Raw genomic sequence first — 24039 nt, 5'->3', positions numbered from 1 at the left:
TGGCAGAAATTCCTTTCACACAAGGATACAGGTTTCAATTACATTTTTGTAACGAGAAAGGGTGGCAATATGAGTAGGAATTTCATTATATTTGGTGCTAGCCAAGGATTGGGTGATGCGTTTGTCAAAGGTTTACCTGTCAAAGGAGATACAGTATGGATGGTATCACGAACGAGACCTAAAAGTTTAGATATAGTTGACGGAGTAAATCGTCAATGGCTATCAATCGATTTGTCTAATCAACAACAAATAGCAACTTTAAAAGAAGCGTTAAAAGACATTCCTCTTGATGTATTAATTTATAATGTTGGGGTATGGGAAAAGCATGGATTTGAAGATAATTATACATTTGATAAGGATGAAGTAGAGGATATTTCTAAATTAATCAATATCAATCTAACTTCTACTATTACATATATTCAGGCACTTTTACCAAACTTAAGACAAGCGGAGCATGGGAAAGTTATTTTAATTGGGTCAACGTCAGGCTTAGATCACACAAACAATGCACAAGTTTCATTTGTAACATCTAAATTCGGCTTAAGGGGCATTACAAATGCGCTACGCGAACATTTAAGAGAAGATAAAATTTCAGTCACTTGTATTAATCCAGGTGAACTGGCAGCAGAAGTACCGTATGAAGAAGGAGCCGAAAAGGCCATTCATTTATATGAAGGTACAAGAATTCCCGTACAAGATATTGTAGCTATTGTACAATGTGTAATTAATTTATCAGCGGTCTCCTGTGTAAAAGAAATTAATATGCCAGCCATAACGGATTTAAATGCTTGATTACTCAGTGTACGCTACTCTTGTTGAGTAGCGTATTTTAATAAAATAATAAGCGATTATTCTTTACCCCAGAAAAAATTTTCGAGATCACCTCACACATATGCATACAAGTAAGCTCATATAAATAAAGGTAGTACAAAAATCAACATCATTTCATCGTCATCATTAAATTCTAAAAACACTTCCACCCTATCAAATCTTAAGAAAATCTTCAGGTTCTACTAGGAAATATTTAAGATTCGCTGTGTATAATTATAAAAAAAGTAAATTTACGAAACCATTTGAAGATTTAAAACGTATTGGTAGTAGGAGAGAGAATATTGAAGTAGGTGAAGATATGGCACATACGATTTACATAGTATTAACCAAAACAGGGACGTTATTATCAAAAGCGATTGGCATGTATACGGGCAAGGAGATGAATCATGCATCCATAGCCTTTGACGAGGGGCTATTGGAGATGTATAGCTTTGGTCGAAGGCAATTGAACAATCCATTAAGTGGGGGTTTTTTACGAGAGGATGCAGAAAGAGGGCTATTTGAATGTGCGGATTGCGTTATTTATCGCTGTCGTATATCCCATTATCAATATTTAGACATGATGAAAATTGTCCGTTATATGTATTGGAATCGAGATCGCTATAAATATAATTTTATCGGACTGTTTGGTGTGGTGATGCAAAAGGAAGTGAGACGTGAACGTGCTTATTTTTGTTCCCAGTTTGTAGCGACGCTATTAAAAGTGGGAGGTCTAAGAATAGTTCAAAATCCAGCATTAATGACGCCTCATTGCCTAGCACAATTACCGTATTTAGAGAAAGTATTTGCAGGGAAAATGGCAGACTATTTACAAACTGTTCGTGAGCCAGCTATGCTTTACGGTTAACGAATGTACGCACTACCTTACGTTTAAATATTAAAATAGACACGCACGCGGGCAATCTTCTATTTTGTAAAATAGAGGATTGCCTTTTTATCTTAATTCAATAGAAAACTCGCTTCTCTATCGGTGGTGAGGTGAATGTACAAATTGTTCTTTTGATGCAGTGGGTATCCGAATACCGAAGCGGAGGAACTTATCGAGCAAGCTCAAAAAATATGGATGCAATTACGCTAAGGCGCAGTCGATTATTAGTAATATTTACCTCATATGGAATGTCAATAAACCTAGTTGTTGGAAAGTGGAAAATGAGTCCTATTCCTGTTAAAAGAGTCATCATAAAATTGCTATCATAATTAGTAGCGTATGTACGTTCATTGATTGAATAGTAGCAAGGAGGATATGTAAATGAGTGAAGAAGTAACAGCAGTTGGTTGGGATGCGATTGATCAGGCATTATCACAGGTGTATGGTGAGCAGGAGCCAATGCATTATGGGACATTGATTCCCTATTCACTAGGAGGACAAGATCCTTTAGATGGAATAAGTGTTTATAAAAGCGAAACATCGATTCCACATTGGCATTTTGTTACATATGGCTTCTCGGAATTATATGAAAAGGAATTTGAAAATAAGGACTATAGTGGCTATGGATTTGAATTAACATTTCGACTAGTACGTCAAATAGATGAGGAAGAGCCACCTGCTTGGGCATTGAATTTACTACAAAATATGGGCAGATATGTGTTTAATAGTGGCAATGTTTTTAAAGCGGGAGATTATTTAGATGCAAATGGTCCTATTTGTCTTGATGCCGATACACAATTAACCGCACTGGCCTTCACACATGATCCAGAGCTTGCTGAAATCGATACACCGAATGGCAAGCTGGCGTTTGTCCAAATGGTTGGTATTTCAGAGGATGAGTTAGAAGCGATGCAGACGTGGAATACACTTGGTGTGCTAGAGGCAGGCATCAAGGAAATCCCAAGCTATATTACTGATTTAACAAGAACTTCTCTACTCCAAAATCCTGAAGTTGCCGAGGCAGTTGCGCGAGGAATGGAGGAGGATGGTTCTAATACGGGGTTTCTTTTCGTAGATCAACTCGCTTGGGAAGTAGAAAAAAAGGGCTGGTTTAACAAACAGTCTACTATCGTTCAACTTGGGGCAAAGCAAGCTGATGTCATTAGTAAATTATTACGTGGACGAATTTTGAAAGATAAAGATCTTAGCTTAGTCGGTCAACAAATAACGATAATATTTAAAGCAGGCCATCAAGTAGGTTTTTCTGAAAATGGTCAAGAGATTACGATCACATTGAACAAGGCAGCAGTAGAAGAATTAAGTCAGAAGCTGATACCGCAAGAAAGTCAATTCACCATTTCTTCTTTAGCTGGTGTAAGCTTTCAAATTTTGAAGACATATATTAAAAATCAAGAAGGAGCGGTTGTGAAAACAATCGGATAAGATGAATCTCTCGCTAGGCTTTAGCGAGAGATTTTTCTCTAACAATAGAAAGCGAGGATGTACAGTGAAGCAGTGTGTAGAGCATTTTCTAGCGGCTGTATGGGAGCAACTCACAGCTGTTTATCAACAAGAGAGTAAACGAATATCAGGCTTGAAAGAGCAAAGTAGGTTACAAGCAGGCATCTTTCAATATTTAAAAGTCGCCTGGAAAAAGGGAAAAAGCCCTAATGGCATGATCTTGATAGATGTTTATGAGCCATTTAGCTGGAGTGACAGTTCCTATAAGGTGGAAGCGGGTCCATATATACAAGAGTTTACAAACGTACACCATATTGAGGAGCTTTTTTCGGCTTTATGTACAAAAACAGAGGCTATGTTTCAGTCTGAGCAATATGGTCCCCGATTTTTTGATTACCGCTTTCAGGTGGTACTTGAATTTGAAGATGATAAAACGGTATTCCAATATCAAAAGGAGCTGTTGAATAATCGTAAACTGGAGTCAACGAAACAAGTGCTGGCAACATTTATAGAAACAAAGGTGATGGCAGAGCTACCAGTCAGACCAAGTGATAACGATGAATTTTTCTTTGCGCAGTATTTGGTCAATCCACATTTTTTCCATCAAACAGCTGAGGAAGTCGAACCACTTATTCATCGACTTCAAGAAAAGCATCGTGCCAATAAAGAGCGTTTAGACCAATGGATTTATTATTATACGATGGCGTTTAAGCACTGGGCAGAGGAGCGTTTTTTAACGCACTATTTTGAACAAACAGGCGATTACATGAAAGAGTGGGTATTGATAACGGAGGACCCAGTACAACAACTAGAGCAGGAAAAACTAGATTTCTTTCTTTATGTTGCGTTGAAAATTGGTCAAAAAGAGCCAGCCACACGATTAGAATACTTGGAACTTGCTAAGCAGCTTGGCTCGCAGCAGGCAGCTGATTATTTGGAAAAAGGAAGCGGTCGTTTTGAAAGTATAAGAAAGCGAGATGTATTCCAAGGACAAGCAAATGATATTTTACAAACGATTGATATACGAGTGATGGTAGAAGAGGAAGCAGTTTATCGTGAAGCGCTTTGCTATATCAATCAACTGTTAAAGGAAGGTTTTCCAAAGGGCTATAAGCTGACTTTAAAGAGTAAAGCGAAAAATTACCTTCCTATCAAAAAGTTAGCTAAATCAAAGCTTCATCAGTTTTTCGCCAATTGTCTAGAATTTCCGAACCTTTTTCCATTATTGGCGGATTATGCACAGCTCGCGATGGAGGAATTTGCTTGGTATCAGGATGTCGAGCCAAGCGAAAAATCAGCTATGCCTGGTACCTATGCAGTTTTAGGATTAGGGCTTTCTAGCAGGGATTATTTTACGCTTGTTCAACGTTATATGTTACTCGTTGATACAGAGCATCAGTCTGTGCAAGATCCTTATGCGGAGGCTTTTCTCGAAGCTCATGGTCTATCGGTGGAGATAATGCCTGTGTTTGTAGCTATTTTACTTGGTGCAAGTGAATCGGCGAAGCCATTAAAGGCCATTGACATCAGGGAACTGGATTTACTCGTGGCGCTTCGACAAGAGCTGGAGAAGAAAGAAGATTATCAGCGTGCATTTGCATTATACCGAATATTCGGTAGTTCCAAGAAGCTTGCACAGCGACTAAAGCAAGAATCAGCACCCATAAAGGATGAACTAGAGAAATTACTGCAATGGATGGATTCCTGAAAGGAGGGAAAACGAATGGAATGGGCGGAAGTGAGTAAATCCAAGGATCTAGAGGTCGTCCGAAAGGCCATAAGTAAACTAAATGTAAATGAGCGAGATGCACGAGGGAGAACACCGTTGATGCTTTTTATAACAAATCGAATGCCCCTAGAAGGAATCCAGCTTCTTATGGCACAACATATTGATTTGGAGGCACGAGACAAGCTAGGTGATACAGCGCTTAAAAAGGCTGTAAAGTTTAAGCAAGAAAAAGTGATTTCATTACTACTTGCAGAGGGTGTAAATTTACATATGCCAGAGGGGATTACAGCTACAGCTTGGTTTGCAGCCAGGGAGCATGCTAGAATAGCAGATTTATTGTTAGAAACACCAGGTGCAATCCGTCTAACCTTGAATGCAGTAGAACAACAGCAAGTCGATACCATTTTATACGAGGATTCTCTCGATACAATGTGCCAGCACATTAGCAAAATATCATCAGCTATCATTTTGCATGCCATTGTCAATAACTATAACTGGGATGATGGACCAGAGCCAATGCGCACAGCATTAGCTAATCCAGTTTGTGCCCCTATTACCATGATGGACATGTTTGAGCTAATGGAAGGTGCGTATTGGCTAACACTAACAGAGGAAGAAATAGCGAGTTCCGATTGGAAGCGACCATGGAAAGAGATGGCGGAAATGTTACGGGGAAAATTAGAACGATAGATAGTGAGGAAAGAGCAATGGATCAGAAAGCAAGGAAAATATTAATGCAAACCTATTGGCAAGCTGGTAGATGGCGATCTGGTGGATATACCTATACAGAAGAAGATTTTCAATATGCTAAAAGTAAGGGTTTGATGTTTGATCGATTAACGATTTCCCACGATGAATGTGTACAAAGGTTGCAACAGCTTCACGAGAAAGCCTTAACAAAGGAGCTTGTGGTGAAGGCATTTTTGCATAGTTTATCGACGCGCAAGGTACATTTACGCAGTGCCTTATCGAGCTGGGCTCTTACTCATAATTTACCAATGCATACGTATCATGAACGACCTGTGGCATTGGCCTCCTATAGTGGTTGTGGCTACTGTAATGAGCAGAAAATCATGTCAAATGAGGCGTATGAAAATGAAGATTTAAATGTGCTTAATTTTGAACGAATCAAGTGGGGAGGGGTTCGCCTCAATTGGCTCGTCTATTGTTTACTAGACTTAGAATGCTTAGTGAAAGAACAACAGACATTGAATGTAAGTGAGGAAGACGTAGCCCTGCTAAAACAGATGGTAGCGGCAGTAGAAACCTGTAACGACACAGATGCAGCTAGACAGCTTGAGAAGCGCTGGAAAGAAGTTTTCAAGTCCAATCAATATGAACGAGATGTGGTAATGGAAATCTGGGGTTATGCGGGTTTACTCGTATCGAAGGATGATTATCGCAAGGAGCGCGGACGGGGAACTGATTTTATGTCAATGGCTACTTGGAGAGGACAGGATGGCTATTCACAAGAAAAGATGGAGTTCTACTTCGGTTCCTACTTATAAAAAAAGGAGCGATATTCGATGAAGAAACCGACCAAAAGACCGTTGAAGCTTGTAGCGAGGGAACCTTTAAAGCAAATAGCGTATTTGACAACAGCTTCTAAGTGGCTCCCTATTTATTTGATAGTTTCTGTGGACATGTTCAATGGAATACTGCCATGCTGGAATACACAGACGATATGCAGATTTTAATTACAGAGGGCTGAGCATTTATTTTTACGAAAGCTTTATTAGATTAAGTAAAAAGGAGAGGACAATGAAATGGGTGCATGGGGATACAAAGCATTAGAAAGTGATGAAGGTTTAGATGTAGTGGCGTTTTTACAGGAGTTTATGGAACAGCATAAGGAATCCAATGAGATAACATTATCGGGTATTATACAGGCTATGAATCAGCAAGGCTTTTTTGGTAAAGCCTTTGAGGAAATTGACTTTTTCTACGATGTAAGTGCCATGGCTTTGGCAGAGCTTTATAGTCAATATTTGAATATGGGTACCATTTATGGTCAAGAAAGGAAGGATGGAGAAATACAATGGATAGCGGATGAAGGCTCATTGACATTTCTATTACGGTATTTACAGGACATTAGAGACGAAATACCTGATCAGCATGGTAGTAGAGAGATTGTAGAATTATGGCAAGAGTCCAAGAGCTGGCCCGACTGGCAGTCCAACTTAGCCTACCTTATTCAGACAATGGAACAAGAGATTAGCCGTTTGCCACAATAAAAACACATGGAGTGAGTGTAAGTGACCTATGATTTTTGGATAATGGCTTCAATCATGGAATTGATTGAATATCCAGATGAGGCAAGTGATGACTATCAAGCACATCCAACTTTACAGGCCATTATGGATGTGCTTGATATCCAAGTGCCGATAGCAGAGATTTACGAACGTTATTTGAATCAATCCATCCATACAGGGCATGTTTTGGTATTTGCCAATAAGCAGCTTCCACATGTCTGTGTGGTACTTGATACTTATCGTGATCCACTTGATCAACATGATTTGATTCAATTTGGCTGGAGAGTGAATACAAAAGATGTTCGCCTAGTAAAACAGCTGACACGAAAACTATTTGATCATTGTGATGAGGGGATTCGCTATGAGGAAGGTCAATCCATTCTCTATCAGGTATTACAAGAACAACGCTATCCTCGCCAATTTTACTATGAGACATTATATGAGCAACAGATGAAGAAATTTTGGGTATGACAGCATCAAAAAGGATTCGTGACACTTTCTATAAAAAGTGCACGAATCCATATGATAGAACTTATATAAAGACAAAGCTGAATAGAGATAACGCTATGGAAATGATTACAATAGGTCCAATCATTTTCATATGGCGTTTTCGTGTCATCACAACAATCGCTACATATTCACGAATCATCGCATTGGGCCAATAGTAAAAGGCTGTCTTAGAGCCAATGCCCTGACTATCTAAGCCCGCGAGTCTTGCATAAATACCCGCACGAAATAGATGGAAATTATTTGTGGTAAAAATACTGTTGTAGGTTTCACCTTGTTTTCGATCATCCATGAGCTGCTTAGAAAATAACATATTTTGATAGGTATTCACAGAGCGGTTCTCCTGAAGTGTATGCTCAATAGGAATGCCTTTTTCAATTGCATATCGTTGCATCGCTTCAGCTTCTGGTAGATTCTCATCAGGACCTTGTCCACCAGAGAAAATAATGGTAGGTGGTGTAGTCACTGCTGCTTGCCTATGATAGAAATCCATTGCCTTTTGAATTCTACTAGCTAAAAGTGGAGGGACCTTATCATTAATTAATCCACTGCCTAGCACAATAATAAAGTCTTGGTTCAATCGAGGTCGATTGAATTGGTAAAGAAAGTAAGCGGATAAAAAATTGGATAAATGGATAAAAAAATAAAACGTAATGAGTGAAATTCCACCAAAAATGGGCTGGAGATGGATTGAAAACAAACTTGCCGGATTGATAATCGGTAATAGGATAAATAATAAGATGCCAATCGCCACGAGTAGTGTTAAGGAATTGGCTAAACGTCTACCTTCTCGCTTCATTAATACTCTTGCATTTAAAAATAAACCAAACATTAAAGCAACAATGCCAAAAGGAATTAGGATGAATAGAGCAATGAGTGGAATAATGACAATAAGCCTTAAAAAGTAATGGTCAGATGCTAAAGATAGGATGACGCAAAATAGCAGAAATGAACAGACAAATAGATTAAATAATAGCCCGTTGATCATTTTTCTTGGGTCTTTGAAGTAAGAAATAAGAAAAACGACGAAAAGAATCAGTGGAATAATGCCAAAATACATACAAAATGCACCTCAAGTGATGGAGTTGGTTAATATCTCTTTATTATAAGTAATTATTGGATGAAATCAACCACCGATGAAAAGTGAAGGGGGAGCATTTAGAAGCTCCCTCTATTTTTTTTGTGTACGATGATAGGTTTTATTGAGGTAATCAATATATTGGGTGCGCGTTAATCCACCAGTTTGGCGATTAAAATCATCGTAGGAGATATCTTCTGGTAAACTAAATTCAGCTAGTGCCCGCTGACGTTCTTCACGGAAGTGCGGATGATCTAGCGACGCTGTTACAATTCCTTCTTCTGGTTTCAACCAATCACTGGCAACGCCTGCAGAGACACCATGATTGGTAAAACGGCTAGCTGTTTGAAATGAGGTTGAAGGCGCAGGTTTACTAATGTTTCCTGTTCCCCAGGATAGACGATATCGAGGCTCTTTCCCATAGTTTAGTGTCACGCCATAGCCCATTGGGAATACAATATCGGATGCTGTTAACATTTTGTGACCTATCTTTTCATAGCACCCTCGCATAAAATGGTCGTCCATCACAATATGGGTTTGAGCGGCCAATGGAGCGGATATGATTTCTTCAAGAGAAGGCAAGCGCTCTGTCGTTGTCAACAAATAGGGCCGGACGAACAATGGCATTGTCATTACATTATGCCAAATACTATCTTCTGCAAAGAGATGATCCTTTTGCATTTGACGTAAATCGCCAATGACAAGCACATAGCCGTCCACAAATAAATCGATTTCTACACGAAAAATATCGCCTGGCACAGTCTTATAGCGTAGACTTTTCATCTTTGTTAGCTTTTCAAGCTTGGCTGAATAATCTGCAGGAAGCTGGGATGGAAATTGCTGTAACCAATTCAAGAGAGCCGATTTAGTCGTTAAATGCTCAAAGCCTGTTAGTGGTAGCTGGTAATATGTTTTGGTATTACGAGCCGTAATAGAGCTAGATGGATGATTTTGGTTACCTAGACTAGCAGAAAAAACAACGCCTGCAGCTTTCACAGCGGATATATTGGTGTAATTCAATTTCTTTTCTTTTCCACGCGCGGTTTGAGGGACGATGACTTCTCGATTACGTGTTAAAATGTCCACATCTGCTTCTTGGTAGCTATGCTCATTAACGAAAATTCTTTTTTTTATGAGATCACCTTCTAGGCAAATAAAATAATCCTCTCGAATCTGAATCGTTTCCCAATGTGTTTCTAGGGTATGTAGGCCGAAATATGGGCGCAATGAATTGGTTAACCAACTAGTAAATGGTGTCAACTGGACTTCCTCCTAACTATCGTTTCTTATTTTGGTTCAGTATACTGAAATTGATGAAGGACGAAAATAGCTAAGGTGGAAAATAGTTACTTTTATGCAGTGATAATAATTGCTTTTGGAGCAGATGTCTATCTTTTTCTTCAGGCTATAGAACTGCTATAATGACAGACAGAGGTGATGAATATGCATATTGTGACGATAGAAGGCATACCCTATGCTTGGCTTGAACAATTACAGAAAATCCACGCACACGTTTTTGATGGTGCTAATTTGCCACTCGAAAAGCTAGAAAAGAAAGAAGGCCTTCTTTGCATATTGGCAGTGGAAGGTGACACAGTAATCGGCTTTAAACTAGGCTATCCACATCCAGATGGTGTTTTTTATAGTTGGTTGGGTGGCGTTCATGTGACGAAACGAGGTCAAGGAATTGCAAGCCAATTAATGAAACAACAGCATGAACATATCAAGACTTTAGGCTTTCACAAAGTTCGTACATATGGTAGAAATACACGCAAAGCCATGCTCATTACCAACCTCAAACATGGTTTTGATATACTATCAACATTTAGTGATGAAAAAGGAAGACATAAAATTATATTTGAAAAAACAATCGATAAGGAGTTCTAAACATGAAAGCATATTTAGCAAATGGATTATTTTCGTTAGGGGATCGTTTCGTGAATGAACAATTGGCAGCAGCTATTCGCGAGGCAGTGCCAGGCATCGCATTGTACGTACCCCAGGAGAATGAAGCCATCAATGATAAATCTGCCTATGCAGATAGCCTAGCCATTGCCCAAGCCGATTTAGAGATGCTACAAAATAGTGATGTACTGATAGCTGTATTGGATGGGGTGGAAATTGATTCAGGTGTAGCCGCAGAAATTGGTGCGTTTTCTATGCTGAATCGTCCCATTATTGGTGTACTAACAGATGTTCGTCAGCAGGGGCGGGACAACATGCAAAAAATAGAGGCTCTGATCCGAGATGGGCTAGAGAATCAGTTTGTTTATCGTAATTTATTTGTTGTTGGGTTAATTAAACGCAATGGCGTGATAACATCTTCTATTGAAGAGGCTGTGAAAGCAATACAAAAACTAAAGAACGGGGAGGCATCATGATGCTATTAGCTACATCAGACATTGTGGCAGGAAAAGATATTATTGAAACATTAGGACTGGTGAAAGGGAATTCTGTTCAATCCAGAAACATTGGTCGTGACATGATAGCTGGACTTCGCAATATTGTAGGTGGAGAGATGAAAGAGTATGCTGAAATGCTTGTGCGCTCTCGTGAAATTGCCACAGAGGCAATGGTTGAGGAAGCCAAACAATTAGGTGCAGATGCGATTGTAGGCGTTCGTTATGCTACTTCCTCTGTAATGGATGGTACATCAGAAGTATTGGTATATGGAACGGCTGTAAAATTTAAATAAAAGAGTAGAAGGACTTTCATTCATTCGATGGAAGTCCTTTTTCAATGGTTAAAAAGTGACACCTTCATCTAAAATGCTGTAAAATTTTAGTTAATTATGTCAGAAATACAGTCTGTTGTGCTGCTTGAATGGTGATTTATTGTAGGATGCGTATAGTACAAATTATACCAATAAAGTAGAAGTTTTATCTTGATTCAGCAGAAAACGTCCATCTTAGTGGGTGTCCAAACACCGACTGAATCAAGATAAAAGCCCTAGCGGAGGTCACAGATTTTGAAGAGGAGCTTTTGGAGCAACTCGAAAAAATCCGGACGCAATCACGCTGAGGCGTAATTGATAGTAGGAAGGCTATTTATGTCCAATGTATTGCGAGCCGGGCATGATAGAAGGAAGAGTGGGATATATGGTAAATTCACAACAAGGCAAAGGCTATCGCGTTCTATCCATGTTTGATCGATTGATGAATGGCCAAGGAATCAACAAGAAGCAGGAAGCATTGACACATCAGGTTGGTGAAAAAACCATACAACGGGATATCGATGAGATTCGTACGTATCTGGAAAAGGCTAAGCTTGATTGCCATTTACAATATGTGCGAACAGAAAAAGTGTATAAATTAATGAATACGGAAAGCAATCGTTTATCAAAAGAACAGGTGCTGGTCATCGTTAAAATATTGATTGCATCAAAAGCTCTTATAAAGTCTGATATCGGTGAGATCATGGAGCAGCTTCTCTCACAAGTAGCAGTAGATCAACTGGATCAAATATTATTAAATGAAAAAGCTGTGTATGAAGATGTCCATCATAATAAGTCATTATTGTCATTGATATGGGAGATTTCAGCAGCCATTCAAAAGAAAAAGGTCATTACCATTGATTATTTACAGGAGGGTGAAGCTATTCCAACTACAAAGGTTTTAAAGCCGCTCGCTATTATCTTTTCAACACATTATTTTTACTTAATGGCAGATAATCAAGACACCCCAACTGTTTACAGAATGGATCGTATTCAGCATTTTCGTGAAATGGATATAAAATTTCAATTTCCCGCTGTAAATCAATTACGAGTAGAGGACGCTAATGAGCTTACTCATATGCGTATTCTCTATAAAGGCCAATCTCCTCAAATTGTTTACGGTCGTTTCCCAACAGCCAACCTAGTTTCCAAAAACAAGCATGAATATGTTTTTGAGGCAGAAGTATTAGGACATGGCATGAAAGAATGGTTGTTAAGTCAAGGAGCCGATATAGAGGTATTAGAGCCAATTGAACTGAGAGAAGAGATCATTGAAATCATCGAAGCTATGCAGCAAAATTATCGTTGCATATAAAAAACCCGTGCATTTGCGCACGGGTTTTTACGATTACTGAAACAATTGCTTGATGAATGTCATATCGACATCCTTAGCAAGTTTATAATCTTTCATGTAGTTTTCTTCATATAAATATACAAATAAATGCTGATTATCATCTAAACGCAAGCCAATTTCCCTGCCATCATTGATCGATAATGTCAGCCAGTAAGCTTCATTAGAATTGGATTTAGAAAACCACACTTTTTTTAAAGGTAGGTTCTTTAATGGCTGCATCATTTGATTGATTTCTGCTGCATCAGTAATGGTCAATGTTTTCTCATCTGAGGAACGAATGATTTCAATTTCATAAATTTCCTCCATTTCGAGACGTTCTGTTACCTCTGTTGTAAAATCAGTGTCTCGTGTTAACAACATTGTCGAGATATACAGAATAAGTAGTGGTAGTAAAATGCCTAGCAGTAGCTTGTATCTTTTTTTCATGCTCGTCTCCTTAAATTCTAAAAATTCACACATATGTATTCTTTTCCACGCTATAATTGAGCATATACTGAAATGATGAAGGAAGGCAATTAAATGACACATAATCATGAAGAAAAAGAACTATTTTATCCAAATGGAACGGTCATGTATCGAGGTGGCGTCAAAAAGAATGATTTTGGCCACGATATCTATGACGGCAAGGGCTCGCTATTTGATCAAGAAGGAGAACTATTATTCGAGGGTGAATTCGTCAATCATATGAAGCAAGGCAATGGCATCATGTATTTAAAAGGACAACTCATTTATCAGGGCGAATTCATTCAAAATAAAAAACAAGGTCATGGCATTTTATACAAGGATGGTCACATTCATTATGAAGGTCATTTTCGCAATGATTTAATGGATGGTTATGGAATTCTATATTATGAAGAGGATGTGACAGCCCCTTATCAAGCACTGCGATCACAGTACCCACATTTAAATCAACCACAGTATGAGGGTGATTTTGTCCACGGCATGAAAAAAGGAAAAGGCAAGCAATATTATCCAAATGGATTGTTACAATATGAGGGTGATTTTATTTGGCATCATATGCAAGGGGCTGGGAAGCTGTATTATCCTACAGAATCACCAACAACTGAGGAGCTTGATCGTGGGGTAACAACACTCCACTATGAAGGTCATTTTTTTGAAGATCTAAAGCATGGTAAAGGCAAAGTATATGCTAGGGATGGGATTCTAGAAGCGGAAGGGCAATTTAAAGAGGATGTGATGACAGGGCAAGGAACGCTATATTATGCCAATGGGCAGGCTTCCTATATTGGTGACCTCGTGCAAGGCAAAAAACATGGACGAGGCGATTATTTTAATGAAGAGGGCAAAATCATCTATAGTGGAGAATTTATCAACGACGAACGATTACGCATTACACCTGAAGTCGAGCAAGAGATTGCCAAGCTACAAAAACAATTAGATAGTCTTGTAGGTCTTCCAAATGCAAAGAAGGAATTACATAATTTAATTAACTTTATTAAAATTCAAAGCTTGCGTGTGGATCATGGTTTAACAAGCTTTCCTATTACCTATCATCTTGTTTTCTCAGGTAATCCAGGCACAGGTAAAACAACGGTGGCACGCATTATTGGCCAAATCTACAAGCATCTTGGTGTCCTTTCAAGTGGGCATTTTGTGGAAACAGATCGTGCGGGGCTAGTCGCTGGCTATGTTGGACAAACAGCGTTAAAGGTTCAGGAAGTCGTTAACAAAGCAAAGGGTGGGGTACTTTTTATTGACGAAGCCTACTCATTAATAAATGATAAACAGGATGCATTTGGGAAGGAAGCAATTGATAGTTTATTAAAGGCAATGGAGGATCTACGTGATGACTTAGTAATTATCGTTGCTGGCTATACAGAGCTGATAGAGGAATTTTTACAATCTAATCCAGGCTTTAAATCTCGTTTTAATCATTTTGTACAATTCGATAATTTTAGCACTGATGAACTCTATGATATCTTTGCGATGCTTTGTCAAACGAACGACTATCAATTTGGCGATGCATTTGCCCAACATATGAAAGCACAGCTACGTCATATGCCAATTGAAACCATCCCTAATTTCTCGAATGGTCGTTATATTCGAAACTTGTTTGAAAAACTAGTGACAATCCAATCAACCCGATTGATTCAACAGGCAACAATCACGAAAGATGAACTTATGACATTTGAGGAGCAAGATATTTTACAGGGCATTGCAGAAAAGCTATTTGATAATACTTTTTAAGACAAGGAGTAGACGAATGAAAAAGTTGATTGCGCTTATTATAGTGTGTGTATGTATTTTACCACGAGTGGTAACAGTCCATGTTACAGTGAATAATCATATTAATGTTCGCCATAAAAACGATAAAAGTTGATGAGGGATGCATAAGGTGGTAATATAAGACAAAACATACGCTATCGTATTTTTTGGAGGGCAATCATGCAAGTATCGAAAGAAGATTGGATTAGAGCGGGTCTAGAGCAATTAGCAGAAGCGGGCATACATAAAGTACGTATTGAAGCACTTGCTCGATCATTAAACATTAGCAAGGGGAGCTTTTATCATTATTTTCGTGATCGTCAACAGCTATTAGATGCCATGCTTGACTATTGGGAAACCCATGCGACAAAGGCCATTATTCAAAGCATGGAGCAAGAAGATGCTACTTTAGAACAGCTTTTACGGATAAGTTTTCACAAAAATAAAAAAATGGAGATAGGCATTTATGCTTGGGCCAAATATGATCCAGATGTCGCAAAGCGTATCGTTCAAATAGAGGAGCAGCGAATTGACTGTGTGGCGACACTCTATCAAAAAAGTGGTGTAGATATAAATGAATCTACTGACCGTGCAAGATTGGCTTATTTAACCTATATTGGCTGGATGACACGATTCGAAGCCAATCCTCATTTCGATCTCGAAAAGATGATTAAGCTCCTATTACAATAAGAAGGTCTCTCAGAGCCGACATAAGCTTTGAGGGACTATATTTATCGCCAAAACATACGATGGCGTATGGAAAGGTGAATAGGGAGGTAGAACATGTTTATTTTATCAATTGTCGCAGTGGGACTATTATGGCTGATTAGTGTAATACATATTTATTGGGCTTTTGGTGGTGGATGGGGTACAGAAGCTGTTATTCCTATGAAAGAAGGCAGCCAACAAGCCGTTTTTGTTCCTAGGAAATGGGGAACGCTCTGTGTAGCAATGCTGGTGTTGCTAGCAAGTAGTATCATCCTTGTTCAAGAAGGGTGGATGACATTTTTTCAAGCCTCTATTTTTTCAAAAATAGGCAGTATCGTTTGTGCGCTGGTATTTTTGATACGAGCAATTGGTGATTTTAAATATGTTGGCTTTTTTAAAACCATTAAGCATTCCAAGTTTGCTCAAAATGATTCGAAATGGTATAGTCCGTTATGTTTGTTTCTTAGCTTGGTCTATGTACTAGTGTTGTTTTAACAGCTATTTTACTTTGGAATGGGGGAAATAAAATGGAGCAAATAATCTACTTACTTCGTCATGGTGAGACAAATTATAATACACAAGGGAGATATCAGGGACAGCTTGATTCACCACTAACAGAGCGTGGCCGGGAGCAAGTTCAGCAAAATGCACGCATGCTGAAATCACTCATTGGCGATGCAGATGAATGGACCATCCTATCAAGTCCAATGGGAAGAGCCATGCAGAGCACAGTCATACTTTGTGAAACGCTTGGCTATAACATTAACAAGGTGAAGCAGGATCAACGTTTAACAGAGGTTGCTGTGGGACAATGGGCTGGCTTAACCATGGCAGAAATACAGCAAAATTGGCCTGCTTTATTAACGAACACGGATGCCTTCAATTGGTATTTTCGTGCACCAGATGGAGAAACCTATGAAGCTGTTGTGAGCAGACTAACTGCTTTGCTTGAAGAGATTCAACCATTTTCAAAAGTAATTGTTGTCTCGCACGGTTTGACGGGGCGTATTTTGCGCGGCGTCTATGCTGGTCTAAATAAAGAAGAGGCTCTCAAGCTAGAGGTTTCTCAAGATGTATTGTTCAAACTAACTAATAAAGAGATTACAAGAATTAGTTCAAATTACGAAGATGATTTTTACATGTGAAAATATTTGAGTTCATCTCATTTTTCTCAAGGAATATTAAGAAATGCCGCCTATTATAATGTGTAGGAGGCGTTTTTTATGAAAAAATGGATGTTATTGGGCTGTCTTTGTATCGTGGTTTTCTTATTTTATTGTATAAACAAAACATATGAACTCGCTCATCTAGAACTGCCATCATTACATAGTCAAAATGCTTTGTTACTCAATGAACAGGGCGAAGTATTATACGAAAAAAATGCGGATGCTATTATTTATCCTGCATCCTTAACAAAAATCATGACAGCTATCGTTGCCATAGAGATGACAGATAATTTACAAACACAAACCATTGTAGAACCCCAAACGATTGCGAACTATACGGCACAAAATGCTTCGATGGCAGGCTTTCAAGCAGGAGATTTTGTCACGATGGAGGACTTATTGTATGGCACACTCCTTGCCTCAGGTGCCGATGCAACCGGAACACTTGCAGATGCTGTGGCAGGTAGTGAGGATAAATTTGTTACGTTGATGAATAATAAGGCGCAGGAATTAGGCATGCATGATACACATTTTGTTAACACCAGTGGCCTACATGATGAGGCACATGTATCCAGCGTGCGGGACATCAGTAAACTTCTACGTTATGCGTTAGAAAATCCTATCTTTTATCAAATCTTTACCTCGAAAAGCTACACAACTCATGTACCCAACCAATTAATAATTACAAACTCATTATTTACAAAATTGCCGGGTCTAGACGGACCAATACTAGGTGGAAAAACAGGCTATACCCCAGAAGCAGGACTGTGTCTGGCGTCCATAATCGAAAAAGAAGGGAAATCTTTTTTATTCATTACAACCAATGCCCCAAGCTATATGTGGACCCCACCCCCACATATCGAGGATGCCCTCACTGCCTACGAGGCTTTATGAGAGGAAAAATAATGAAAAAAGCTCAACTTTTTCATGGTTCCCAGCGTCTTAATAGAAAGGAGGGCATTGAATATTTTAGGGACGGTAGTAGATAATCCAGGTTTTTTGGGAGAAGCTGCTTGATACGAGGAAGAGGATCTATTCCTGAGAAGAGCTGCTCATAAAAGTGGTGGAAGCGCTCTAAATGAGAAGAGAGCCGCTCATAAAGGAGGTGGACCCGCTCCGAAAGAGAAGAGAGCCGCTCATAAAGGGGGTGGACCCGCTCCAAATGAGGAGGGAGCCGCTCAAAGAGGGGAGAGACCCGCTCCGAATGAGGGGAGAGCCGCTCATAAAGGAGGTAACCCCGCTCCAAAAGAGGAGAGAGCCGCTCATAAAGGAGGTGAACCCGCTCCAAAAGAGGAGAGAGCCGCTCAAAGAGGAGAGAAACCCGCTCCGAATGAGGAGAGAGCTGCTCATAAAGGAGGTGAACCCGCTCCAAAAGAGGAGAGAGCCGCTCATAAAGGTGGCAAACCCGCTCCAAAAGAGGAGAGAGCCGCTCATAAAGGGGGTGGACCCGCTCCAAATGAGGAGGGAGCCGCTCAAAGAGGAGAGAAACCCGCTCCAAAAGAGGAGAGAGCTGCTCAAAAAGGAGGTAACCCCGCTCTAAATGAGGAGAGAGCCGCTCAAAGAGGAGGTGGACCCGCTCCAACTGAGGAGGAAGCTGCTCAAAGAGGAGGTGAACCTGCTCCAAATGAGGGGAGAGCCGCTCAAAAAGGAGGTAACCTCGCTCCAAAAGAAGAGAGAGCTGCTCATAAAGGTGAGAGAAGCGTTCCAAAAGAGGAGAGAGCCGCTCAAAAAGGAGGTGAACCCGCTCCAAGTGAGGAGGGAGCCGCTCATAAAGGTGGCAACCCCGCTCCAAAAGAGGAGAGAGCCGCTCAAAAAGGAGGTGAACCCGCTCCAAATGAGGGGAGAGCCGCTCATAAAGGTGGCAACCCCGCTCCAAAAGAGGAGAGAGCCGCTCATAAAGGTGAGAGAGCCGCTCCAAATAAGGAGAGAGCCGCTCAAAGAGGAGAGAACCCCGCTCCAAAAGAGGAGAGAGCTGCTCAAAAAGGAGAGAACCCCGCTCCAAAAGAGGAGAGAGCCGCTCATAAAGGAGGTAACCCCGCTCTAAATGAGGAGAGAGCCGCTCATAGAGGAGGTGGCCCCGCTCCAAATGAGAAGGGAGCCGCTCATAAAGGAGGTGAACTCGCTCTAAATGAGAAGGGAAACGCTCAAAAAGGAGAGAAACCCGCTCCAAAAGAGGAGAAAGCTGCTCATAGGAGGTAACCCCGCTCCAAAAGAGGGAAGAGCCGCTCATAGAGGAGATGGACCCGCTCCAAATGAGAAGGGAAACGCTCAAAAAAGAGAGAAACCCGCTCCAAATGAGAAGGGAAACGCTCAAAAAAGAGAGAAACCCGCTCCAAATGAGAAGGGAAACGCTCAAAAAAGAGAGAACCCCGCTCCAAAAGAGGAGAGAGCCGCTCAAAAAGGAGAGAGCCGCTCACCTAAGTAATAGTACCGCTCCATTCTAAGTAGCAACGGCTCATTAGTAGCAGCACGAAGATGATCCATTCTCAAAATAGGAACTAACAAAAAATCAACAAAATAAGTCGACATCATTGAATTATCATAAACTATGCATAGTTTCGTAGAAAAACGGGAAGGAGGAATGTATAAGTATTTATTAAAATACGATTTGAGTAGCCTTGTAATAGGGAATCTAGTTGATTATTACTATTTTCTGGTATGAATGTTTCCTCTATAATGAAAGTTAAATCTTAACATTTTTTTAGCAAACAGACATGGAAGACATCTAAGGGCGGTGTAGAACAATGAAAAAATTTTTACCCTATGCAATCGTTTTGACGTTTATGATATGCATATTGGCTGGGCAACTTTCAGCAAGTGCTGAAGGGTCAGTGGTGATTCAAAAGGTCACCAAAGATGCGGTAATCTATGAAGAAGCTTCTACGAATAGTGCGGAGACCGGGGAACTATCAAAAGGAAGCTTTGTTTCAGTAACACAAGTAAGTAAAGGATGGACACATATTCAAACGCCAGAGCAGGAGGGCTATGTCACATCTGATGTTTTAGTCAAGCTGAAGTCTGAGGGTTACTTAGTGATTCAAAAGGGTGGTACGACTTTATTTACAGCCCCAAGTCAACATGCCCAGCATGTAGGACAGCTCTATGAAGGACGAATGATTTATGTGTATGGCACAGCACCTGGAGGCTGGTCTTTCGTCCAATATGGGGAAGAGATTGGGTATGTAGCGACAAGCGCATTAAAAAAACCAACCTCAACAAAGAAAAAAATCAATGCTGTTGCTGGTGCTGAATTACGTTTAACAGCGAGTCCAAACGGAGAAGTTCTTGGTACACTTGCCAATAAAACGACTGTCCAGTATTACATAACACTTGCAGGCTGGGCCTATATAGAAGCAGGCGACCAAAAAGGGTATGTCAAAGCTTCTGAGCTAGCCGATATTCAGTTAATAGATAACAAAGTTTATAATAAAGGTGTGCCAGTGGCGAAAGGCGCAAAAAAACGGGTAGCTTTAACATTTGATGATGGGCCTGATGCCAAGGTGACACCACAAATTTTGGCAACGTTAAAAAAATACGATGCCAAGGCTACATTCTTTATGGTAGGTAAAAATGTATCAAGAAATACTGCAATCGTTAAGCAAGTCTATGAAGCAGGGCACGAAATCGGCAACCATACCTTGAGCCATAAAAAATTAACGACCTTATCAATAGCAGGTGTTAAACAAGAAGTCAGTGGCACAAGTAACGCTATTTATGCAGCCATTGGGCAGTATCCAACCGTTTTTCGTCCACCGTATGGAGCGACCAATGACCAAGTACGTTCTGTCATGACCATCCCTTCGATTTTGTGGTCGATTGATACACTGGATTGGAAACATCACAATCCAGATAAAATTTTAGCGTATGTCAAAGCCTCTGTAAAAGATGGTAGTATTATTTTAATGCATGATATCCATCAAACGACAGCCAATGGTTTAGAAAATGTCATTCTTTATTTACAGAAACAAGGCTATGAATTTGTCACAGTAAGTGAGATATTACAATAATAGAAAAGCTTTGCAATCGTCTACACTGGACGACTGCAAAGCTCTTTTTGTGTGCTTTGAAAACCCCCTGCTATGCAGGGGGTTCCGGAAAGCTTTTAGCTATGGACAATAAAAAAACTCCAAACGTACAATAAAGTCAGGTCTAGTCAACCGACTTCGTACGAAAGGAGCCACCATAAATGGATAATAAAAGTTTAGCACATACAACGTGGAATTGTAAGTATCATATCGTCTTTGCGCCAAAGTATAGAAGGCAGATTATTTATGGTCAAATTAAAGCAGATGTTGGAAGAATATTGCGCCAATTATGTGAAAGAAAAGATGTAGAAATCATAGAGGCAACAGCCTGTCCTGACCATATTCATATGTTGGTAAGTATTCCTCCGAAATTGAGTGTATCTGCGTTCATGGGTTATTTAAAAGGGAAGAGTAGTCTAATGATTTTCGACCGACATGCAAATTTAAAGTATAAATACGGTAATCGTCAATTCTGGTGTCGAGGATACTATGTGGATACAGTCGGCCGAAATAAGAAAAAGATACAGGAGTATATAAAAAATCAATTACAAGAAGATATCCTGCAAGATCAAATGACGATGAAAGAATTCATTGACCCATTCACAGGAGAAGAAATCAAGAGAAAGAAAAAATAAGTAAGCCGCTTTAGCGGTTTGTGTGAAAACGGAGTGCGGTTGACGGACCATTCAGAATGTCTTTAGACATGGGCCAGTACCCCAGCGTTTCACGCGCAGAGCAAAGAGGCTGGGACAAAAGAAAAAATGTTAGACCATTTACAAGTTTGGTCTAACATTTTTTTGCGTTATTAGAACACATATACTTTAATAAATCGCAAAAATAACATTCATTTTTTGCTTTTTCTCAATAAAATGAGTTATGTCCCAGCCTCTTCTGATTTATTTAAATAAATTGATCGTTGTAATGATAATTGGAATACCAAATACGTCGATTAAAAAGGCACCGACAATCGGAACGACGAGGAAGGCTTTTTTAGAAGGCCCGAAGCGTTGCACTACGGCTGACATATTGGCCATGGCATTTGGTGTGGCCCCTAAACCATGTCCTGCAAAACCAGCTACCATAACAGCTGCATCGTAGTTTTTGCCAAGTAATTTAAACAATACAAAAATACTAAATACAACAATAAAGAATACTTGCGCAAAGACAATGATAAATAATGGAAGCGCTAAATCAGCAATTTCCCATAACTTGATACTCATTAGCGCCATGGAAAGGAAAACACCTAATGTGACATCACCAATTAATGAGATACTCTTCATATTGATTGCTTCTGGTTTGAATTTGTCCATCATATTGCGGACTAAGACAGCTACAAACATAGCTCCCACATAGCCTGGCAGAACGAAGCCTGTTGCCTCTGAGAATAGTGTGCCGACATACGTACCGACAGCCATACAGAAAGTAATTAATAAGACTTGTGTAAAGAACGAATCGGATGTAATTTGCTCATGTTTATTCTCATATTCGATTTCTTCCGATTCTTGTTCATCGGGTGTTAAATTGTATTTACCTACTAAATATTTGACAATTGGACCACCAATTAAACCACCAGCAACTAGACCACATGTTGCGGCAGCGGCACCAATTGTCATGGCTGAAGAAATACCTAAATCTTCTAAAGTTTGTCCAAATGCAGCGGCAGCTCCATGACCACCCTCCATAGAAACGGCTCCAGCCATCATTCCGATTAAAGGATGAATGCCCATGAGTGAGGCAAGCGATACCCCAATGACATTTTGCATTAACGCTAGGAAGCCACATGCTAGCCAGTAAATAATGAGTAATTTTCCACCGAGCTTTACTAGTTTAAAGCTTGCACCTAAGCCAATTGTCGTGAAGAAAGTAATCATAAATAAGCTTTGTAAAGAAGTATCAAGGGATATTTCTAGGATACCCGTTGTTTTTAAGATGGTAGCAAGGGCAGCGAACAATAAACCACCAACCACGGGAGCTGGGATACAGAAACGCTTTAAAAAGCCTATTTTATTAATAAGAAAGCCACCCAATGCAAAGAGTGCAACGGCTAGAAACACCGTTGTAATTTGATTAATTTCGATCATGAACCTTGCCTCCTAAGTAAGTTGTTCAGTGCTTCATACACAAAATAAGCACCTAATTTCACTGTACGTCCGTTTTCATCTAATAACGGATTGACCTCACATATATCAAATGAATGTGTGTGTGGGTGTGAAGTGACTTGTTGGAGGATTGTGCGCACAGTCGATGGGTCAAGCCCAAACGGTGAAGGAGCACTTACACCTGGAGCGAAAGCTGCATTTAAGACATCCATACATAATGTTAAAAGAATATAATCATGTTGATCCATATAGTGCTGTAATTCATCCGATAATTGCTGTTGGTTGGCTACTGTCATTTGATCCTCATAAACATACTTCACCTTTAATTCATCGGCTTTTTCGAAAAGTTCTCTTGTATTGCCATAGCGTTGGATACCAACAACAAAATAGTCAGCGTGGGGATCCTGCTCTAAAATTTGACGGAACATCGTACCTGACGAAGTTTGTTCATCGTATGGTCGTAAATCGAAGTGAGCATCTATATTGATGATGCCGATTTTAGCATCCTTTGGTAGGGCAGAACGAACGCCTACATAATGGCCATACAGCGTTTCATGTCCGCCACCTAGCACAACACATGCTAATTTTTTTTGCAGTACTGTTGCTACTACTTCACCAAGCTCACGCTGTGCATCCTCTAACGCATGGTTCAGACAAACGATATTGCCAACATCAATGATTTGTTGATCGTCCTCAAATGTCCACGGTAAACTTGCTAATCCTTCTCGCAGTGCGTTTGGTCCGTTTGCTGCACCTACACGACCTTGATTTCGACGTACCCCTTCATCGCAAATAAAACCAACGAGTGCAGCGCTTTTCTTATCTGAAGCGCTTACATCATTAATCGCCAATCTTTTAACTTGTTGGTGTAAACGAAAACTGCTTGTATTTGTCGTTGAATCTATTCGGCCTTTCCATTGTTTTTGATCTGTCAGTGTGTACATAATTTATCAACCCCATTGTTAATATTATTGTAGAAAAAGTATTGTTGTAATTCATTATATATTCACATAATTATAATT

27 protein-coding genes are annotated in these 24039 nt (G+C 39.8%); 22 read left to right on the top strand and 5 right to left on the bottom strand.

Annotation, left to right across the window (positions count from 1 at the left end; genetic code table 11):
* Positions 1-69: 69 nt before the first annotated feature.
* The 8 genes from ACEVFT_RS12030 (at position 70) to ACEVFT_RS11995 (ending at position 7612) form a co-directional block, all read left to right on the top strand.
* Positions 70-792, top strand: coding sequence for an SDR family NAD(P)-dependent oxidoreductase (locus ACEVFT_RS12030; protein ID WP_393950004.1), 723 nt, complete (start codon positions 70-72; stop codon positions 790-792).
* A 244-nt stretch (positions 793-1036) separates the two neighbouring features.
* Positions 1037-1678: a hypothetical protein gene (locus ACEVFT_RS12025; protein WP_393950002.1), complete on the top strand. Its 642-nt coding sequence runs from the start codon at positions 1037-1039 to the stop codon at positions 1676-1678.
* A 402-nt stretch (positions 1679-2080) separates the two neighbouring features.
* Positions 2081-3142, top strand: coding sequence for a suppressor of fused domain protein (locus tag ACEVFT_RS12020; protein WP_393950000.1), 1062 nt, complete (start codon positions 2081-2083; stop codon positions 3140-3142).
* A gap of 64 nt (positions 3143-3206) precedes the next feature.
* Positions 3207-4868: a DUF6138 family protein gene (locus ACEVFT_RS12015; protein WP_393949998.1), complete on the top strand. Its 1662-nt coding sequence runs from the start codon at positions 3207-3209 to the stop codon at positions 4866-4868.
* A gap of 15 nt (positions 4869-4883) precedes the next feature.
* On the top strand, positions 4884-5579 hold the full coding sequence (locus ACEVFT_RS12010; RefSeq protein ID WP_393949996.1) for a DUF4274 domain-containing protein: 696 nt from the start codon (positions 4884-4886) through the stop codon (positions 5577-5579).
* Between the two features lie 17 nt (positions 5580-5596).
* Positions 5597-6397, top strand: a complete 801-nt coding sequence (locus ACEVFT_RS12005; RefSeq protein WP_393949994.1) for a hypothetical protein — start codon at positions 5597-5599, stop codon at positions 6395-6397.
* A gap of 258 nt (positions 6398-6655) precedes the next feature.
* Positions 6656-7123, top strand: coding sequence for a DUF4259 domain-containing protein (locus tag ACEVFT_RS12000; RefSeq protein ID WP_393949992.1), 468 nt, complete (start codon positions 6656-6658; stop codon positions 7121-7123).
* A 42-nt stretch (positions 7124-7165) separates the two neighbouring features.
* Complete coding sequence (locus ACEVFT_RS11995) at positions 7166-7612, top strand: hypothetical protein (RefSeq protein ID WP_393949990.1); 447 nt, start codon at positions 7166-7168, stop codon at positions 7610-7612.
* A 61-nt stretch (positions 7613-7673) separates the two neighbouring features.
* On the opposite strand, the gene ACEVFT_RS11990 is transcribed toward ACEVFT_RS11995, so the two are convergent.
* Both ACEVFT_RS11990 and ACEVFT_RS11985 read right to left on the bottom strand, forming a co-directional pair.
* A complete protein-coding gene (locus ACEVFT_RS11990; protein WP_393949989.1) occupies positions 7674-8708 on the bottom strand; it encodes a YdcF family protein in 1035 nt (344 codons plus the stop codon).
* A 111-nt stretch (positions 8709-8819) separates the two neighbouring features.
* Positions 8820-9986, bottom strand: a complete 1167-nt coding sequence (locus ACEVFT_RS11985) for an immunity 26/phosphotriesterase HocA family protein (RefSeq protein WP_393949987.1) — start codon at positions 9984-9986, stop codon at positions 8820-8822.
* 177 nt (positions 9987-10163) lie between these two features.
* Here ACEVFT_RS11985 and ACEVFT_RS11980 point away from each other — a divergent pair, with 177 nt between their 5' ends.
* From ACEVFT_RS11980 to ACEVFT_RS11965, 4 genes are all read left to right on the top strand, one after another.
* A complete protein-coding gene (locus tag ACEVFT_RS11980; protein ID WP_393949986.1) occupies positions 10164-10613 on the top strand; it encodes a GNAT family N-acetyltransferase in 450 nt (149 codons plus the stop codon).
* Positions 10614-10615: 2 nt separating this feature from the next.
* The gene (locus tag ACEVFT_RS11975) at positions 10616-11107 is read left to right on the top strand and encodes a nucleoside 2-deoxyribosyltransferase (protein ID WP_342440724.1); all 492 of its coding nucleotides are present in this window, start codon (positions 10616-10618) and stop codon (positions 11105-11107) included.
* Positions 11107-11421 (top strand): YbjQ family protein, encoded by a 315-nt coding sequence (locus ACEVFT_RS11970; RefSeq protein WP_205443961.1) that lies wholly within the window; start codon positions 11107-11109, stop codon positions 11419-11421. The genes ACEVFT_RS11975 and ACEVFT_RS11970 overlap by 1 nt, the downstream gene beginning before the upstream one ends.
* A gap of 403 nt (positions 11422-11824) precedes the next feature.
* Positions 11825-12754, top strand: a complete 930-nt coding sequence (locus ACEVFT_RS11965; RefSeq protein WP_393949985.1) for a helix-turn-helix transcriptional regulator — start codon at positions 11825-11827, stop codon at positions 12752-12754.
* Between the two features lie 33 nt (positions 12755-12787).
* Here ACEVFT_RS11965 and ACEVFT_RS11960 read toward each other — a convergent pair whose 3' ends face one another.
* Positions 12788-13219 carry a hypothetical protein gene (locus ACEVFT_RS11960; RefSeq protein WP_205443959.1) on the bottom strand — a complete coding sequence of 144 codons (432 nt, stop codon included), beginning with the start codon at positions 13217-13219 and terminating at the stop codon, positions 12788-12790.
* Between the two features lie 93 nt (positions 13220-13312).
* Between ACEVFT_RS11960 and ACEVFT_RS11955 the strand changes: the two genes are divergently transcribed.
* The 10 genes from ACEVFT_RS11955 to tnpA all read left to right on the top strand — a co-directional run bounded on the left by ACEVFT_RS11955 (position 13313) and on the right by tnpA (position 21553).
* Positions 13313-15001 carry an AAA family ATPase gene (locus ACEVFT_RS11955; RefSeq protein ID WP_393949984.1) on the top strand — a complete coding sequence of 563 codons (1689 nt, stop codon included), beginning with the start codon at positions 13313-13315 and terminating at the stop codon, positions 14999-15001.
* Between the two features lie 198 nt (positions 15002-15199).
* Entirely contained in the window at positions 15200-15709 is a 510-nt protein-coding gene (locus ACEVFT_RS11950; RefSeq protein WP_393949982.1) for a TetR/AcrR family transcriptional regulator, read from the top strand.
* 93 nt (positions 15710-15802) lie between these two features.
* The gene (locus tag ACEVFT_RS11945) at positions 15803-16222 is read left to right on the top strand and encodes a DUF3995 domain-containing protein (protein ID WP_393949980.1); all 420 of its coding nucleotides are present in this window, start codon (positions 15803-15805) and stop codon (positions 16220-16222) included.
* Positions 16223-16254: 32 nt separating this feature from the next.
* Positions 16255-16872, top strand: a complete 618-nt coding sequence (locus ACEVFT_RS11940) for a histidine phosphatase family protein (RefSeq protein ID WP_205443953.1) — start codon at positions 16255-16257, stop codon at positions 16870-16872.
* A 78-nt stretch (positions 16873-16950) separates the two neighbouring features.
* On the top strand, positions 16951-17787 hold the full coding sequence (locus ACEVFT_RS11935) for a D-alanyl-D-alanine carboxypeptidase family protein (RefSeq protein WP_205443951.1): 837 nt from the start codon (positions 16951-16953) through the stop codon (positions 17785-17787).
* 184 nt (positions 17788-17971) lie between these two features.
* Positions 17972-18433, top strand: a complete 462-nt coding sequence (locus ACEVFT_RS11930; RefSeq protein WP_393949978.1) for a hypothetical protein — start codon at positions 17972-17974, stop codon at positions 18431-18433.
* The gene (locus tag ACEVFT_RS11925) at positions 18434-18937 is read left to right on the top strand and encodes a hypothetical protein (RefSeq protein WP_393949977.1); all 504 of its coding nucleotides are present in this window, start codon (positions 18434-18436) and stop codon (positions 18935-18937) included.
* A gap of 84 nt (positions 18938-19021) precedes the next feature.
* Positions 19022-19318 carry a hypothetical protein gene (locus ACEVFT_RS11920; RefSeq protein WP_393949976.1) on the top strand — a complete coding sequence of 99 codons (297 nt, stop codon included), beginning with the start codon at positions 19022-19024 and terminating at the stop codon, positions 19316-19318.
* Positions 19319-19637: 319 nt separating this feature from the next.
* Positions 19638-20900, top strand: coding sequence for a polysaccharide deacetylase family protein (locus ACEVFT_RS11915; protein ID WP_393949974.1), 1263 nt, complete (start codon positions 19638-19640; stop codon positions 20898-20900).
* 179 nt (positions 20901-21079) lie between these two features.
* Positions 21080-21553, top strand: coding sequence for an IS200/IS605 family transposase (tnpA, locus tag ACEVFT_RS11910; protein WP_036129052.1), 474 nt, complete (start codon positions 21080-21082; stop codon positions 21551-21553).
* Between the two features lie 261 nt (positions 21554-21814).
* Here the strand turns inward: tnpA and gltS are convergent, their stop codons facing one another.
* Both gltS and hutG read right to left on the bottom strand, forming a co-directional pair.
* A complete protein-coding gene (gltS, locus tag ACEVFT_RS11905; protein ID WP_205443946.1) occupies positions 21815-22999 on the bottom strand; it encodes a sodium/glutamate symporter in 1185 nt (394 codons plus the stop codon).
* Positions 22996-23961: a formimidoylglutamase gene (hutG, locus tag ACEVFT_RS11900; protein WP_393949972.1), complete on the bottom strand. Its 966-nt coding sequence runs from the start codon at positions 23959-23961 to the stop codon at positions 22996-22998. The genes gltS and hutG overlap by 4 nt, the downstream gene beginning before the upstream one ends.
* Between the last annotated feature and the right edge of the window lie 78 nt (positions 23962-24039).

Origin of the sequence: Lysinibacillus sp. PWR01 (genome assembly GCF_043359455.1) — a bacterium.
GTDB classification, from domain to species: domain Bacteria; phylum Bacillota; class Bacilli; order Bacillales_A; family Planococcaceae; genus Lysinibacillus; species Lysinibacillus fusiformis_F.
Note: the sequence above shows the minus strand (reverse complement) of the source record. Positions and strands in the feature narration are given on the sequence as shown.

What these genes read in the sequence shown, in the direction of transcription:
- gltS (WP_205443946.1), bottom strand. Translation starts at nt 22,999, where the DNA reads ATGATCGAAATTAATCAAATTACAACGGTGTTTCTAGCCGTTGCACTC.
- ACEVFT_RS11975 (WP_342440724.1), top strand. Translation starts at nt 10,616, where the DNA reads ATGAAAGCATATTTAGCAAATGGATTATTTTCGTTAGGGGATCGTTTC.
- ACEVFT_RS11925 (WP_393949977.1), top strand. Translation starts at nt 18,434, where the DNA reads ATGAGGAGAGAGCCGCTCAAAGAGGAGGTGGACCCGCTCCAACTGAGG.
- ACEVFT_RS11920 (WP_393949976.1), top strand. Translation starts at nt 19,022, where the DNA reads ATGAGAAGGGAAACGCTCAAAAAGGAGAGAAACCCGCTCCAAAAGAGG.
- ACEVFT_RS12000 (WP_393949992.1), top strand. Translation starts at nt 6,656, where the DNA reads ATGGGTGCATGGGGATACAAAGCATTAGAAAGTGATGAAGGTTTAGAT.
- ACEVFT_RS11965 (WP_393949985.1), top strand. Translation starts at nt 11,825, where the DNA reads ATGGTAAATTCACAACAAGGCAAAGGCTATCGCGTTCTATCCATGTTT.
- ACEVFT_RS11970 (WP_205443961.1), top strand. Translation starts at nt 11,107, where the DNA reads ATGCTATTAGCTACATCAGACATTGTGGCAGGAAAAGATATTATTGAA.
- ACEVFT_RS11915 (WP_393949974.1), top strand. Translation starts at nt 19,638, where the DNA reads ATGAAAAAATTTTTACCCTATGCAATCGTTTTGACGTTTATGATATGC.
- ACEVFT_RS11995 (WP_393949990.1), top strand. Translation starts at nt 7,166, where the DNA reads ATGGCTTCAATCATGGAATTGATTGAATATCCAGATGAGGCAAGTGAT.
- hutG (WP_393949972.1), bottom strand. Translation starts at nt 23,961, where the DNA reads ATGTACACACTGACAGATCAAAAACAATGGAAAGGCCGAATAGATTCA.
- ACEVFT_RS12020 (WP_393950000.1), top strand. Translation starts at nt 2,081, where the DNA reads ATGAGTGAAGAAGTAACAGCAGTTGGTTGGGATGCGATTGATCAGGCA.
- ACEVFT_RS11980 (WP_393949986.1), top strand. Translation starts at nt 10,164, where the DNA reads ATGAATATGCATATTGTGACGATAGAAGGCATACCCTATGCTTGGCTT.
- ACEVFT_RS11930 (WP_393949978.1), top strand. Translation starts at nt 17,972, where the DNA reads ATGAGAAGAGAGCCGCTCATAAAGGAGGTGGACCCGCTCCGAAAGAGA.
- ACEVFT_RS11935 (WP_205443951.1), top strand. Translation starts at nt 16,951, where the DNA reads ATGAAAAAATGGATGTTATTGGGCTGTCTTTGTATCGTGGTTTTCTTA.
- ACEVFT_RS12030 (WP_393950004.1), top strand. Translation starts at nt 70, where the DNA reads ATGAGTAGGAATTTCATTATATTTGGTGCTAGCCAAGGATTGGGTGAT.
- tnpA (WP_036129052.1), top strand. Translation starts at nt 21,080, where the DNA reads ATGGATAATAAAAGTTTAGCACATACAACGTGGAATTGTAAGTATCAT.
- ACEVFT_RS11950 (WP_393949982.1), top strand. Translation starts at nt 15,200, where the DNA reads ATGCAAGTATCGAAAGAAGATTGGATTAGAGCGGGTCTAGAGCAATTA.
- ACEVFT_RS11945 (WP_393949980.1), top strand. Translation starts at nt 15,803, where the DNA reads ATGTTTATTTTATCAATTGTCGCAGTGGGACTATTATGGCTGATTAGT.
- ACEVFT_RS12010 (WP_393949996.1), top strand. Translation starts at nt 4,884, where the DNA reads ATGGAATGGGCGGAAGTGAGTAAATCCAAGGATCTAGAGGTCGTCCGA.
- ACEVFT_RS11955 (WP_393949984.1), top strand. Translation starts at nt 13,313, where the DNA reads ATGACACATAATCATGAAGAAAAAGAACTATTTTATCCAAATGGAACG.
- ACEVFT_RS11990 (WP_393949989.1), bottom strand. Translation starts at nt 8,708, where the DNA reads ATGTATTTTGGCATTATTCCACTGATTCTTTTCGTCGTTTTTCTTATT.
- ACEVFT_RS11960 (WP_205443959.1), bottom strand. Translation starts at nt 13,219, where the DNA reads ATGAAAAAAAGATACAAGCTACTGCTAGGCATTTTACTACCACTACTT.
- ACEVFT_RS11940 (WP_205443953.1), top strand. Translation starts at nt 16,255, where the DNA reads ATGGAGCAAATAATCTACTTACTTCGTCATGGTGAGACAAATTATAAT.
- ACEVFT_RS12005 (WP_393949994.1), top strand. Translation starts at nt 5,597, where the DNA reads ATGGATCAGAAAGCAAGGAAAATATTAATGCAAACCTATTGGCAAGCT.